The organism is Achromobacter sp. D10, from assembly GCF_035282245.1.
GTDB lineage: Bacteria > Pseudomonadota > Gammaproteobacteria > Burkholderiales > Burkholderiaceae_B > Achromobacter > Achromobacter insolitus.
Genome location: NZ_JAYJLE010000006.1, coordinates 144287 through 157631, shown reverse-complemented (window position 1 = coordinate 157631; position 13345 = coordinate 144287). Strand labels below are relative to the sequence as shown.

12 protein-coding genes are annotated in these 13345 nt (G+C 66.3%); 4 read left to right on the top strand and 8 right to left on the bottom strand.

Going from position 1 to position 13345, the window contains the following annotated elements; all coding sequences use genetic code 11:
• Positions 1-12: 12 nt before the first annotated feature.
• Positions 13-1227: a hypothetical protein gene (locus tag VCS63_RS18530; protein WP_323880652.1), complete on the top strand. Its 1215-nt coding sequence runs from the start codon at positions 13-15 to the stop codon at positions 1225-1227.
• 12 nt (positions 1228-1239) lie between these two features.
• On the opposite strand, the gene VCS63_RS18525 is transcribed toward VCS63_RS18530, so the two are convergent.
• A complete protein-coding gene (locus VCS63_RS18525; RefSeq protein WP_323880650.1) occupies positions 1240-2487 on the bottom strand; it encodes a hypothetical protein in 1248 nt (415 codons plus the stop codon).
• A gap of 135 nt (positions 2488-2622) precedes the next feature.
• On the opposite strand from VCS63_RS18525, the gene VCS63_RS18520 reads away from it, so the two are divergent.
• Complete coding sequence (locus VCS63_RS18520) at positions 2623-3282, top strand: glutathione S-transferase family protein (RefSeq protein ID WP_063961815.1); 660 nt, start codon at positions 2623-2625, stop codon at positions 3280-3282.
• Between the two features lie 35 nt (positions 3283-3317).
• Here the strand turns inward: VCS63_RS18520 and VCS63_RS18515 are convergent, their stop codons facing one another.
• From VCS63_RS18515 to VCS63_RS18485, 7 genes are read right to left on the bottom strand one after another with little or no spacing between them, the layout of a single operon-like run.
• The gene (locus VCS63_RS18515) at positions 3318-4064 is read right to left on the bottom strand and encodes a citryl-CoA lyase (protein WP_112966233.1); all 747 of its coding nucleotides are present in this window, start codon (positions 4062-4064) and stop codon (positions 3318-3320) included.
• 32 nt (positions 4065-4096) lie between these two features.
• Positions 4097-6268, bottom strand: a complete 2172-nt coding sequence (locus tag VCS63_RS18510) for an acetate--CoA ligase family protein (protein ID WP_301882038.1) — start codon at positions 6266-6268, stop codon at positions 4097-4099.
• A complete protein-coding gene (locus tag VCS63_RS18505) occupies positions 6229-6726 on the bottom strand; it encodes a MaoC family dehydratase (RefSeq protein ID WP_063642735.1) in 498 nt (165 codons plus the stop codon). The genes VCS63_RS18510 and VCS63_RS18505 overlap by 40 nt, the downstream gene beginning before the upstream one ends.
• On the bottom strand, positions 6723-7472 hold the full coding sequence (locus VCS63_RS18500) for an SDR family oxidoreductase (protein ID WP_063642736.1): 750 nt from the start codon (positions 7470-7472) through the stop codon (positions 6723-6725). Before VCS63_RS18500 ends, VCS63_RS18505 begins: the two co-directional genes overlap by 4 nt.
• Positions 7473-7532: 60 nt before the next feature.
• Positions 7533-8498 carry a Bug family tripartite tricarboxylate transporter substrate binding protein gene (locus VCS63_RS18495; protein WP_164793101.1) on the bottom strand — a complete coding sequence of 322 codons (966 nt, stop codon included), beginning with the start codon at positions 8496-8498 and terminating at the stop codon, positions 7533-7535.
• Positions 8499-8526: 28 nt separating this feature from the next.
• Positions 8527-9990, bottom strand: a complete 1464-nt coding sequence (locus VCS63_RS18490) for an aldehyde dehydrogenase family protein (RefSeq protein ID WP_082884753.1) — start codon at positions 9988-9990, stop codon at positions 8527-8529.
• 11 nt (positions 9991-10001) lie between these two features.
• Positions 10002-11216: an iron-containing alcohol dehydrogenase gene (locus VCS63_RS18485; protein ID WP_323880646.1), complete on the bottom strand. Its 1215-nt coding sequence runs from the start codon at positions 11214-11216 to the stop codon at positions 10002-10004.
• 60 nt (positions 11217-11276) lie between these two features.
• On the opposite strand from VCS63_RS18485, the gene VCS63_RS18480 reads away from it, so the two are divergent.
• Positions 11277-12098, top strand: a complete 822-nt coding sequence (locus VCS63_RS18480; protein WP_063642739.1) for an IclR family transcriptional regulator — start codon at positions 11277-11279, stop codon at positions 12096-12098.
• Entirely contained in the window at positions 12095-13126 is a 1032-nt protein-coding gene (locus VCS63_RS18475) for an NAD(P)H-dependent flavin oxidoreductase (protein WP_082900662.1), read from the top strand. The genes VCS63_RS18480 and VCS63_RS18475 overlap by 4 nt, the downstream gene beginning before the upstream one ends.
• The last annotated feature ends 219 nt before the right edge of the window (positions 13127-13345 follow it).

Sequence of the window (13345 nt, the reverse complement as noted above, 5' to 3'; positions counted from 1 at the left end):
CCGAAGCCCGCCATGGCGCAGCCCTCCGCCCGCATACTTGAAGGAACCATCGATCAGATCCGGCTCGCCGTGCCCGTCGTGCGGCGCGATGCTTTCCTGCGCATCGGGCCAGACAGCGTCATCGCCGCCGGACTCGAAGCGTCACAGGTCAATCAGCTGCAGCGCATGCATGAGCAGGGGATCCCGCTGCGCGTCGGCGTGATGGACGGCGATGACGGCCAGCTCGTCTTCTCCTGGGCTGTTCCCGCAAGCGGGGAGCCCATTCCACCCCGCTACTACCAATCGTTGAAACGGCGGGGATGGCGCGAGGTTGCCATCGGCACGGCGGTGGGCGCGGCATTCCTCTGGCTGGCGTGGCTGCTTGGCATCGGCAGCCTCACGCGGGTGTTCCTGATGGTCTTCGCCCTGGTCGTCGCCCTGGTGGCGTTGATGGTGGCCGGGTCTGCTTTGCATGGTCTTTGGCACAACCGCCGCGACCGCCCGCTGATCCTGGCAAGCGAAGCGCTGTTCGATCCCCGGCGCAAGCCCAAAGCCGCCACCGCGGGCCCGCCGCCCAAAAGGCCACGGCTAGAGCCGCTGTCGCAAGAGGACGATGGCGAGCCGCCCATCGCGCAGGTGCGGGGCCATATTTCAGGCCTTACGCACGAAACGCGGCAGGTCCACAAAGGGCCCAACTATGGCATCTATCGCTATACGGTCAATGGCGAGAACTTTGTGCTGCTCGCCCAGGAATCCTTCGGTGACGCGCTACCCTTCCTGGCCGAGGATGACCGCGTCGACATGGCGGTGCGCGCGGCCCCGGCCCATGACGGCCAGCGCGTCGTTTATGCGCTGCGTAATCTTGAAGACGGCCGTTGCTACATGTGCCACCGCTTCCATGGCGGCGAGCAAGGCAAGGACACGCCCATCCGCGTCGGCATGTCCCAGCGCGCGCGCCTGCTCAAGTTGATGGGCGGACTGATGCTGACAGCCTGGCTGTTGGTGGTCGGCCTGCAGTACTTCGCCGGCGCGGACGATCGGTCGTCACAGGATTTTCCGGAGTTGGCCACGTTCCTGCTGGTGGCTTTCTTGGTCGTCTGGATGGCTTTTGCCCTGCCTCTGCTGTGGCTGGACACGCGCTGGCGCATGGGCAAGCCCACGCGGCGCCAGCGGTTCACGCAACGGATCTATGCGCTTCTGCAACTGGGCATGCCTTTCGCGCCATCGCAACGCGTCGAAGACGTGTAGCGCGCGCAGGCCTCAGTTATCCAGCAACTTCACGGTTTGCGGGTTGTAGCCGAAGTATGCGCCGCCGCAGCCCGTATAGGCTTGCGCCGCGGGGGGCAATCCGGTGGCGCGTACGAAGAGTTCTCCTCGCGCGCGGATCTCCTTGTAGCGCTCGGCCGCCACCGTTCCGTCAGGCAGGAAATACAGACGCACGCGCAACAGGCCTTTGTCCGGATCTTTTTTGCTCGCCGCAGTGAAGGCTGGCACGGTAATCGTCGCCTCGCGCCAGGCCCCGGGCGTCTCGATCGTCTGCCAACGTACCCGCACGGGTTGATCCAGATCCAGCAAGACCGGGCTGCCACCGCGCATGGGGTCGCAAGGCCGGGACAATAGGCTGCGCGCGGCGTACGAACCCATGTCGTAGGACTGGCCGTTGATCTCCACCCTGGCGATCGTCTGCTGCGTGAGATTCTCCAGGCCGAACAGGGCCAAGCCGGGAATGCCGGCAGCCTCCATCTGGCTCTCGGTCGTGCCGGCAAAGCGCGCGATGCCCGGCGCGACCTCGACGTGGTCCGCATAGTGGTAGTACTGATAGACCACCAGCGCGGCCTCGCCGTACGCAAACGCCGAAGGCAGCTTGCCCAGATCCGGATACGGCAGCCGGCGCAGCGGCAGGGAAGCGGCGGGCTCTCCATCCTGGCTGGAATACACGTAGCGATCCACGCCATCTCGCAGGCGCGCGCCCACGTAGGGGAACAGGTCGCCAGACGCGGATCCGGGGTTCGGATAGCGGTGAAGGTTCAGGAACATGCGTTGCTCAGCAGATGCGGGTTCCAGATACCGCGATGCGCCGGAGGATATGCTCCCGCCGCGCATGTCCGGCCAGATGACATGGCCGCTCAGGTTGACGTGCGTTTCCTGGATCGCGGGGTTCGATTCCCGGAAGCTGTCCCGCCGGCTCCGCTCGATGGAGTCGCTGATGGGGACGATGGAAAGCGCGGACAACGTGGGCAGGAACAGCAGCGCATGGACGCGCCCCGGCACTTGCCCCTTGTCGCGCACCATGTACACGATCCAGCATAGCGCCAACAACACCGCCAGCGGTCCGCCCAGGATCACCCCGTAGCTCAGCAGCGCCTGCGCCCCCCAACCCAGGTTGTCGGCGGACACGAACACGATGCCCAGGAATGCGAGCAGGCTCGCCAGCAGGAGCGAGACCGCGATGCCAAACCAATAATCCCGGAACTTCTTCAACTGGATCGTCCTCGTCGGTTGCGACATGGCCGAGTGTAGACGGTCAGGGCGTCGCATGGCATACGGCCGCCATGAGCCGGGTCCGGGAATTCCAGCTTGCGATAGTTCACGGCCTGGGCGATGCTAGGTCTCACCTCAAGCGTTTCCGCCCGGAGCCCCATCATGTCGCTTGCGCTTTACGGCCACCCGTTCTCCTCTTACACACAGAAGGTGCTGATCGCGCTGTACGAAAACGGCACCCCGTTCGAGTTCCGCTGCATCGGTCCCGAAACCCCGCAGCACGCGGCGGAATGGCTGCGCCGCTGGCCCTTGCACAAGTTTCCCTTGCTGGAGGACGGGGACCGCAATATCGCCGAGACCAGCATCATCATCGAACACCTGCAACTGGAACATCCCGGACCGCAGCGCTTGCTGCCCGCCGAGCCCAAGGCGGCGCTGGAAGTGCGCTTCCTGGACCGGTTCTTCGACCTGCACGTCATGAACTGGACGCAGCATGCGGTGGGCGGCGCGCTCTCCGGCGACGAAGCCAAGCGCCGCGAAGCGCTGGCGCTGGCCGTGGAAAAGCTGGAGGTCGCCTATGCCTGGCTGGAAACCCACCTGTCCGGCAGGGCCTGGGCGGCTGGCGAAGCCTTCACACTGGCGGACTGCGCCGCCGCGCCCTCGCTCTTCTATGGCGACTGGACGCACCGCATTGCCGAGACGTATCCGGTGTTGCGCGCCTATCGGGCGCGCCTGTTGGCACGCCCCTCGTTCGCGCGCGCGGTGGAAGAAGCGCGGCCTTATCGGCCGCTGTTTCCATTAGGCGCGCCGGACCGGGATTGAATCCAGTCCTGGATCCGTAATGGACCCGTCGGACGTCACTCGTTGCCCGCGGCCATGTCCCATACCTTCTGCGCAATGGGATTCTTCTGTTCCTCGATGATGTGCGCCATCAAGCCCACCGAGCGGCCGATCATCGTCAGCGCCTTGCCCAGTTCAGGCGTCAGGCCCATGTCCAGGACGATGGCGCCCTTGGCCCCCGTGGCATTCAGTGGAATCTTGCGACCCGACTGCCGGGCGGCCGCGGCCGCCAGTTCCACGGCAAAGCGCGAGTAGTTGCCGTAATAGCCGCAGTCCTTGGCGATCTCGAACATCTTTTCGCAGCGAGGATCGCCGTCCACGTGTATCGGGTGCCCGACGCCGGGAATCTTGCGTTTGGCCGCCTTGTTGGCCTTGACGCATTCTTCGGCGTAATGGCGCAGCTCGACATCCGTGTAGCGGTCCTGCTTAGGCAGCGCGTCGCGCAAAAAGCGCGCCGCGTATTCGATCACGCCCAGAAAGCGGCTGCCGGCGCCCAGCAGCCCGGCTGCCAGTGCGCCTTGCATGGCCTCGGGCGCGCCGTGCAGGGTCAACCGGGCCGACAGGGCGCTGGGCGTGAGGCCATGGTCGGTAGCGCTGACCAGGAACAAGTTGAGCATGGTCTTGAGCTGGGGCGTGGGGAACTCGCCCAGCAGCTCCAGGGCCAGCACGTCGATGAAGTCGCGCTTGAACAGGTCGTGCACCAGGTCATGGCCACGCACCAGAATGGTATGGGCGTCGCCGCCTCCAATCTTGCTGTCGAACATCTGAAATCTCCGTAATCTATTTGGGCGGTCTGCTATTCAATGACGGCGTCCAGGGCCACCACGCCCCTGCCTTCGTCCAGCACGACCAGCGGGTTGACCTCCAGCGATTGCACGCCGTCTCCCAGGGCGCTGAACAAGGCGGCAATGCGCCGCACGGCGTCCACCAGAGCCTGCCTGTCGCGCGCCGGCAGGCCGCGATGGCTGGCCAGGCGCTTTGCAATGCGCGTCCGGTCAAGCGCGCGTTCGATCTGGGCGCGACTGGCAGGAAGATGGCAGCGCGCCACGTCGGCCTCCACCTCCACCCACACGCCTCCCGCGCCCACCGTCAGCACCGGACCGAAGACCTCGTCCCGATGCAGGCCCACCAGCATTTCCACGCCATCGACCACCATTTCCGACACGAGCACGCCGTGGATGGCCGCGGACGGCACCTGATGCCGCGCCGCATTCGAGAGGATGCGTTCAAAGGCGCCACGGACCTCGGTTTCATCGCGCAGCCCCAACTGCACTCCGCCGATCTCGCTCTTGTGCAGCACGCCGTCCGCCACCAGCTTCAGCGCCACGGGAAAGCCGATGGCGCGCGCTGCCGCTGCCGCCGCGTCGGCGGTGGCTGCCTGGGATTCCCGCGGTGAACGCACTCCGTACTGCCCCAGCAGCGCCTTGGCCTGCGCCTCGTTGCAGGGGAACTGAATAGCGGGCGCCGCGACTGGCAGCCCCGCGGGCGGGGCATCCTGGGCATCGTCCCGGCCCTGCTCCGCGTACCCGCTGACGCGCTTGAGCGCCAGCATTGCATTGCGCAAGCTGTAGAAAGGCGCGAAGCCCTCCTCGATGAGCAGATCGTGGGCCGGCCCGCGCCGGCTGCTCATCCAGACGGGCACGAAAGCCTTGGCGCCGCCTTGCGCAACGGCCAGCATGTTGCGCACCAGGCCCTCGGTGCTGGCCGAATAGTTGGAGGTAATGGGATAGAGCACCGCGTCAACGCCGGGATCCGCGAACAGCGGCGCCAGGCAGCGCCGGGCCAGGTCCGGATCCACCAGCGCCTTGGTGGTCAGGTCCACCGGATTGCTCAGGGCAGCATAGGCAGGCGCATGGCGCGCCATTTCGGCCACCGTGCCATCGGCCAGCACCGCCATGGCCAGGCCGGCTTCGCCCACCTTATCGGCGGACAACACGCCCGCGCCGCCCGACGACGAATACACGCAGATGTTGCGCAGGCTGCGCACCCCCACCCGCGACATCAGGCTGGCCACATCCAACAGCTCGTCCAGGTCCTCCACGCGGATGACGCCGTACTGCGAGAACACTGCATCGTTGACAGCATCTTCGCCCGCCAGCGATGCGGTGTGCGACTGCGCCGCCTTCTTGCCGAAATCCGAGCGGCCGATCTTCAACGCGATCAACGGCTTGCCCGCTCGGCGCGCGGCGGCCGCGGCCGCGATGAAACGGGGGCCGCTGCGTATGCCTTCCATGACTGCGCAGATCAGGTCGGTGCCGGGGTCCTGCGCCAGCCAATTGATGAAATCAGCGCTGTCGAGGTCCAGCTCATTGCCAGTGGAAAACCAGCGCGAAAAACACACGCCGCGCTCATTGCCCTGCATCAGCGACCGGCCCAGTCCGCCCCCTTGCGTCACCAGGCCGATGCGCGAGAGCCTGCCCGTCCTGCCGTCGTTGCGAAATTCAGTGGAGAAGGTCAGGCCCAGGCGTGGCGCCAACATGGTCATGCCCGCGCAGTTGGGCCCGTACAGGCGCATGCCGCTGCCCTGGGCCACGGCCAGCATCTCGGCCTCGACCGTGCGCCCCGCGACGCCAAGCTCGGCGAACCCGCCCGTGAACACGATGACGTAGCGCACGCCCTTCTCTGCGCAGGCGCGCAGCGTGGCAACGGCGGACTCGGCCGGCACCAGCAGCAAGGCCACATCGATGCCCTGGACCGGCACCGCCGCCACGCTGGCGTGCAAGGGCTTGCCGAAAAGCTCTCCGCCCTTGGGATTGACCAGATGCACCTCGCCGTCGAAATCCGAATGCTCAAGCACGTTGACCACCGTGGTGTGGCCCAGCGTGCCCGGCGTGGTGGACGCGCCCACGATCATGACCGACCGCGGCTGCGTCAGCGCCACGAGATCGTCGAAACGGACGTCGGGATCGAACTGGGACGGACTCACGCTCATTTCGCCTCCTGCCGGCATTTCATCAGGGTGGTCCATTCCGACTCCACCACGATCTCGCCATTCTGGTTCTTGACCGTGCGCAGCATGGTCACGCGGCCCGTGCCGGGACGTTTCTGCGACAGCGCCTTTTCGCCGATGCTCAGCTCGACGTGGATGGTGTCGCCGATAAGCACAGGCTTACGCCACTGGCAACGCAGTTCCGTCAAGGCCAGGCGGGTACCATCCATCAAGCGGTACACGGGCATGCGAGTGGTCAGCCCCGAGGCGATGGCCAGGGTCAGCATGCCGTGGGCGGCGCGCTGGCCGAAGGGATGGCTGGCGGCGAACACCGCGTCCGTATGCAGCGCGTTGTAGTCGCCGGACAAGCCGGCAAATTGCACCACGTCGGCTTCGGTGACCGTGCGGCGCGGGCTTTCCCAGCACTGCCCGGAAGCCAGATCCTCGAAGTACAGGCGACGGCCCAGATGCTCGTCCAGATCGAATGGCGTGCTCATGCGTAGCGTCCTCCGGTTACGTGCACGGTCTCGCCCGTGGTGAAGCCGGCCAGCCGGGACGCCAGGAAGGCAACCGTGGCGGCCACGTCCGCGGGGTCTCCCAGGCGGCCGACCGGCGTGTTGGTCTTGGCGCGTTCGGTCAGCTCTTGGTAGTCGGGCCGCTTCTGCATGCGCGGAGTCGAAATGACGCCGGGGGCAACCGCATTGGCGGTAATGCCAAACTTGCCGGATTCCAGCGCCAGCGACCGCGTGAAGCCGATCAGGCCGGCCTTGGCGGCCGAATAATTGGTCTGCCCGGGATTGCCCAGGTGAGCGCGCGAAGCAATATTGATGACGCGGCCAAAGCGCTGTTCCATCATCAGCGGCAGGACCGCCCGCGAGCAATGGAAGGCCCCCTGCAGCGTCACGTCCAGCACCGCGTGCCAATCTTCCTCGGACATCTTGGTCAGATAGCGGTCGCGCGCGAAACCCGCGTTGTTGACCAGGATGTCGACTTTTTTCCAGCGCTCCACCGCCTGCTGCACGGCTTGGCCCACATCGTCCTTGTTCGTCACGTCGGCGCGCACGCCCAGCACCTGACCGCCCAGGGCCGACAATTCCTCGCAGGCGGATTCGATCGCCGCTTCATTGGCGTCGCACACCACCACGTTGCAGCCTTCCTGCACGAAGCGCCTGGCCATTGCCATGCCCAGCGTGCCCGCGCCGCCCGTAATGAATGCGGTGCAACCGTTCAATTCCAGATCCATGATGCCATTCCATTCAAGTTTCAATGTTCCTGCCGCGCGCGGCCCGGCTGGGCCCGGCGGTCAATCGACCTGCAACCGGGCTTGCTCCACCAGGGTCTTGGCGCCGGCTCTTTCCTTGGCCCAGAACGCCGCGAAGGCTTCCGGCGAGCTCCCCACCAAGGGCGTGTATATGCGTGCAAAGCGCTCCCGTACTTCCGGCATTTGCAGCGTTTCGCGCAGCGCAGCGGAGAACTTGTCGACGATGGGCTGGGGCGTCCCGGCCGGCATGACCACGGCCTGCCAGGTGGTCACCTTGAAGCCGGGCACACCGGACTCGGCTACGGTCGGCACGTCCGGCATGTCGGACACGCGCTGGTCGCCGCTGACCGCCAGCGCGCGCAGGGCGCCTTCCTTGATGAAGGGTGCGGTGGTGGAGCGGCTGTCCACCATGAAGGACAAGCGTCCGGCGATCAGGTCCTGCAAGGCGGGCGCGCTGCCCTTGTAGGGCACGTGCGTCATGGGCGCGCCCAAGGCCAACGACAGCGCGGCGCCGGCCACGTGCATGGAGCTGCCATGGCCAGCCGATCCATACGACAGTCCTGAGTCCGGCTTCCTGGCGGCCTGCACCAGGTCCTCCATGGTCTGAAACGGCGACGACTTCGGCACCACCACGACCAGGGGCGAATCGGTCAATTGCGTCACCGGAACAAAAGCCTTGCCGGGATCGAGTTCCACTCCCTTGTAGAGATAGGTATTGATCGCCAGCGGCCCCACATTGGCCCACAGCGCGGTGTAGCCGTCAGGCTCGGCCGTGGCTACGGCCTGGTTGGCGATGTTGCCGTTGGCGCCCGGCTTGTAGATCGGCACCACCGGCTGTCCGAGCTTTTTCGAAAGCTCGTCCTGCACCATCTTGAAAGCGATGTCCGACGCGCCGCCCGGTGCAAAACCGATGACCATGCGGATGGGCCTGTCCGGCCACGCGGCATGTGCGGCCGCGGCCAGCATGCAGGCCGCGAAGCCCGAAGCCAGCTTGACGATGAATTTCATGTTGTCTCCGTTGCTAGCCGCTGACGCGCTAGATGGTGGTGTCGTACTTGACGTTCTTGAGTTGCGTGTTTTCGTAGATGGCTTCCAGCCCGCGTTCCTTGCCGATTCCGGACTGCTTGTAGCCGCCGAACGGCGCGTCGAACGACGTGCGCAGGCCGGTATTGATGGCGACGCTGCCCGACTGCAGGCCGCGCGCCATGCGCAGGGCCCGGCCCCCGTCGCGCGTGTACAGCACCGCGGCCAGGCCGTAGCGCGTGTCGTTGGCAATGCGCAGGGCCTCTGCCTCGTCGCGAAAGCCGATAAGGGACTGGACCGGGCCGAATATCTCGTCCTGCGCGCTTTGCATCCGCGCATGGGAGTTCAGCAGCAGCGTAGGCGGCACGAAATAGCCTCGGGCCGTATCGGCTTCCAGTTTCATCTGGCCGTAGCGCGCAGGTAGCGCGCCTTCTTCCGCCGCCAACCCCACGTACTTCTCGACCCGCTGTTTCTGCGCGGCGCTGACCAGGGGCCCCATCTCGGTGGCCGGGTCCGTGGGTGCACCGATGCGCACGGCGTCCAGGCGCTGCTGCAACAAGCCCAGGAACTCCTCGCGCACGGATTCCTGCACCAGCAACCGCGTGCAGGCAATGCACACCTGGCCGGAATTCTTGATGAGGTCCCCCGCGGCCACGGCGACCGCCTTGTCCAGCGGCGCGTCCTCGAACACGATCAGCGGTGACTTGCCGCCCAGTTCCAGCGTGACCCGCTTCACGTCGGCCGCCGCGGCCGCCTGGATGCGCGCTCCCGTCACCGTGCCTCCGGTAAACGAGACCCGCGACACCAGCGGATGGGTGACCAGCCGCTCGCCCACCGTGGCGCCCGGTCCGTTGACCACGTTGATGACCCCCGGCGGAAATCCCGCTTCCTCGAACAGCCGGGCCAATGCCATGCTGGATAGCGGCGTCACCTCCGACGGTTTGAGGATCACCGTATTGCCCGCGGCCAGTGCCGGGCCGAGCTTGTTGACCGTGAGGGTCATCGGATAATTCCACGGCATGATGAGCGCGCACACGCCCAGCGGCTCGCGGATCGTGAAATTGAGCACGTCGACGTTGCCCACGGGGATGGTCTCGCCGCGCAGGGCCGGGATGATGCCCGCGAAGTACTCCAGCGATGCCGGCATGCCCTTGAGCGAATCCAGCGAATGCGTGATGGGCTTGCCCACGTTCAGCGTTTCGATCCACGCCAGCTTTTCTCGGTCACGCTCGAACAGCTCGGCCAGCCGCCGCAACAGCTTGCCGCGGTGGGCAGGCGTGGTGCGGCGCCAATGCGTTTCGTAGGCGGCGTGCGCGGCTTGCACCGCGGCGTCGACGTCGGCCGCCGACGCCTCATGCACGCGGGCAAGCACCTGCGCCGTTGCAGGATTGAAGGTATCGAACGTGCGGCCTTCGGCGCCTGCGCGCCAGCTTTCCCCGATCAGCAGATCATAGGGACGGGAATCAATGACATCCATGCGGGCGCTCCTTACGCGGCCATTTGCAGGTATAGGGATTGGATTTCTGCGGGCGCGAGGACCCTCGGATTGATGGGCATGGAAGCGCTCAGCATGGCTTGGCTTGCAAGCAAGCCAGCATCCTGTTCCGACAGCGTCAAATCCGCGAAACGCAGCGGAATACCCGCCAGCCGCGCCAGAGACTCGACCGCTTCGATCAGCGCCGTGGCGTCCTGGTGATCGTTGCCTGTGGCGGCGATACCCAGGGCGCGCGCGGCCGCGGCGTAGGGTGCGGCGGCGGTCTGCGCCGTATGGCGCGCCACCACGCTGAAGATCGGACCCAGTACTTCCGCATGCGCCATGTGGACGCGCGACTCCAATGGCGTGCACATGGCGTGCACGGCGTCCACCTTGCTCATGCCGATGGCCAGCCCCGCCATGTAGGCGCCCATCTGCATGTCGGCGCGCGCGCGCAGACTGTCCGGCACGCGCAGCACGTCGGGCAGCGCCCGCATGCACAGGCGCAGTGCCTGCAGCGCCATCGCCTTGCCAACCGGCGATGGATCGGTATTGATCCACGCGCCCAGCGCATGCAGCACCGCGTCGAAGCCGCCTTGCGCTGTGGGGCGTGGCGGCAGGCTGAGCGTCAAGTCGGGCTGCAACGCCACCAGGGACGGCCGCGCGCGATTGGAACGGATCAGCCGTTTGCGTCCGTCGTCGCCCTGGATCAGCGCCGCCGAACTGCTTTCGCTGCCAGTGCCCGAGGTGGTGGGAACGGCAATAAAGAGAGGATCGGCCGCGTGGGCAGCGGCGGCCAGCCAGGCCTGTCCGCTGGGCTCCTGCAGGTCCTCGGCATCCAGTCCGCCCGCCAGGCAGGCGTAAACCGCCTTGGCCACGTCGATGGCGCTGCCGCCGCCGACGGCCATGACGGTGGCGCAACCCAACTCGCGGGCCGAGCGCAGCGCGGCCCGCACCTGCGCCATGGCGGGATTGGGCACTACCCCGTCATAGACGTGCCATTGCAGTCCTGGCACGGCCGCAAGCGCCGCCTCCACGCGAGCGCCCACCGCCCCCCAGGTGCCGGCGTCGGTCACCACGAGCGGTAGCCGCAGGCGCGTGCCGGCGGCAGCCAAGGTCCGCGCCAGGGCATTGGCGCCCCAATGGCAAACGCCCGGCCAGGCCATCACGCCCTGGGCCTGGAGCGCACAATCCTGCTCACCGCTCACATCGTCCTCCTGATCTTGCATAATTTGCTATGCGAATTTATAATTCATTTAGTGAATTGATCATAAAAAAGGAGCTTGCCCGTGTCAAGAGCCTCATCCCGCGCGCCCAAGCAGGACGCCACCGAAGAATCCGCCGAACCCGACCGCCAATTCGTCACCGCGCTTGCTCGCGGGCTGGACATCCTTCGCTGCTTCAGCGCCGAACGGCGCATGCTGGGCACGACGGAATTGGCCCATCTGACCGGCCTGGCCCAGCCCACCGTCTGGCGCCTGTGCCATACCTTGCAGAAAACAGGGTTCCTTGCTGCCGTGCCCGGCAAGGACAAGCTGCAACTGGGCATCGCCGCCATTGCGCTGGGCGGCTCGGCGCTGGCAGGCCAAGAAGCGCTGGACGTCATCCGGCCCATGCTCCAGGCCTTGGCAGACCGCTATCAGGTGGCTGTGGCTCTGGGCCGGCGCGACGGCGACAGCATCGTCTACCTCCTACGCTGCCAGGGGAACTCGCCCCTGCTGATGAACCTGCGCGTGGGTTCACGCATTCCGCTGTTCCACAGCGCGATCGGCTGGGCTTACCTGGCCTGCTGCTCGGCCGAGGAACGCGACGCGCTGCTGCAGGAAGCCCGCGCCTCCGGCAAAGCCGGAGACACGGCGGAACAGCAAGCCATCGCGGACGCCATCGCGCTGTACCCCGAACGCGGCTTCGTCTATCACGAGCGTCCCGCCTATCAGATCAACACAGTCGCCGCCGCGATCGACCTGCCCGCCGGCGAACGCTATGTCGTCAGTTGCGGCGGTCCCGCGGCGCTGCTGCCCCGCGCACTGATGCTCGATGAAGCCGGCCCTACGTTGCAGCAGCTGGCGCGCGAACTCCAACCCATACTGCTGATGGGGAGGCATGTGTGACGCCGCCCCTCGCGCCGGCCCGCGTCCCCGCCATTCCCCAAAGCTGGCCCACCCGCATCACGGAATTGATGGGCATACGTTGGCCCTTGCTGCTTGGCGGCATGATGTGGCTGTCCGATGCGCGCCTGGTAGCGGCCATGGTGCGCGCTGGCGGCATGGGATTCATTACCGCGCGCAGTTCGCGCACGGATGAAGATTTCAGGCAGGCGCTGCGCGACTGCGCCGCGCTGACGGACGGCCTGCCCTTCGGCGTCAATCTCACGCTGTCGCGCCGCGCCGCCCGCAATGACGCCATGCTTACCCGCCTGCGCATCGCGCTCGACGAAGGCGTACGCCTCTTCGAAACGGCGGGGCTGCCGCCCGCTCCCTTGCTACCCGCCATACGCGAGGCCGGCGCCATCGTCATCCACAAATGCGCGCACGTGCGCCATGCCGTCGCCGCGCAGAACATGGGCGTGGACGCGATCACCCTTGTCGGCATGGAAGAAGGCGGCCACCCCGGCAGCAACCAGCTGCCAACTTTCCTCAACGGCGCCTACGCCCTTGAACAGCTGCACATTCCGCTGGCGCTGGGCGGCGGCATCGGGCATGGGCGGCAGATCGCCGCGGCATTGGCGCTGGGCGCCGATGCGGTGGTCATGGGCAGCGTCTTCACGCCAGCCCAGGAAACGCCTGCGCATGACGCCTATAAGCAACGGGTGGTCGCCACCAACGAACACGGCACTCGCACCGTGCTTGGCGGCCTGGGCGACACCTGGCGCATCCTCGACAACGAAAACGCCCGCAAAGTCGCCGCCCTGGAACAGGCGGGCGCGAACAGCTATGCGGACTTCGGCGAGCTGATCAGCGGCGAACGCACTCAGGCGCTTGCCTATCAAGCTGGCCTGCACGAAGAAGGCATGCTGTCGATGGGCCCCGCGGTGGGCTTTGCGCGCGGCATCGAGCCCGTGGAAAGCATCGTGCGGCGGCTGCAGCAGGAATGCATGCAGGCCAGCGCGCGCTTCCGGCGCATGGTCGATTCCGCCTGAAGCTTCCCGCGCCAGCGGCGTCCTTCCCCCTCTCATCCCTGCCCCGCCCCCAAAGCGCGGCAGGGATTTTTCATTGCCGCGTAACGCGCGCTCTCTCGCCAATTCACAACCCTTATTGCGGCGTGAAAACCGGCGCAGTATTATCAATTCATTAAACGAATTATTAATTCGTTATGCGAATTAAAAACGGACCAGGCAAGAGTCCGTCCCGCGCGTCGC

Coding starts and splice junctions, on each gene's coding strand:
- VCS63_RS18530 (WP_323880652.1), top strand. CDS start 13: ATGGCGCAGCCCTCCGCCCGCATACTTGAAGGAACCATCGATCAGATC.
- VCS63_RS18525 (WP_323880650.1), bottom strand. CDS start 2,487: ATGTCGCAACCGACGAGGACGATCCAGTTGAAGAAGTTCCGGGATTAT.
- VCS63_RS18520 (WP_063961815.1), top strand. CDS start 2,623: ATGTCGCTTGCGCTTTACGGCCACCCGTTCTCCTCTTACACACAGAAG.
- VCS63_RS18515 (WP_112966233.1), bottom strand. CDS start 4,064: ATGTTCGACAGCAAGATTGGAGGCGGCGACGCCCATACCATTCTGGTG.
- VCS63_RS18510 (WP_301882038.1), bottom strand. CDS start 6,268: ATGGACCACCCTGATGAAATGCCGGCAGGAGGCGAAATGAGCGTGAGT.
- VCS63_RS18505 (WP_063642735.1), bottom strand. CDS start 6,726: ATGAGCACGCCATTCGATCTGGACGAGCATCTGGGCCGTCGCCTGTAC.
- VCS63_RS18500 (WP_063642736.1), bottom strand. CDS start 7,472: ATGGATCTGGAATTGAACGGTTGCACCGCATTCATTACGGGCGGCGCG.
- VCS63_RS18495 (WP_164793101.1), bottom strand. CDS start 8,498: ATGAAATTCATCGTCAAGCTGGCTTCGGGCTTCGCGGCCTGCATGCTG.
- VCS63_RS18490 (WP_082884753.1), bottom strand. CDS start 9,990: ATGGATGTCATTGATTCCCGTCCCTATGATCTGCTGATCGGGGAAAGC.
- VCS63_RS18485 (WP_323880646.1), bottom strand. CDS start 11,216: ATGCAAGATCAGGAGGACGATGTGAGCGGTGAGCAGGATTGTGCGCTC.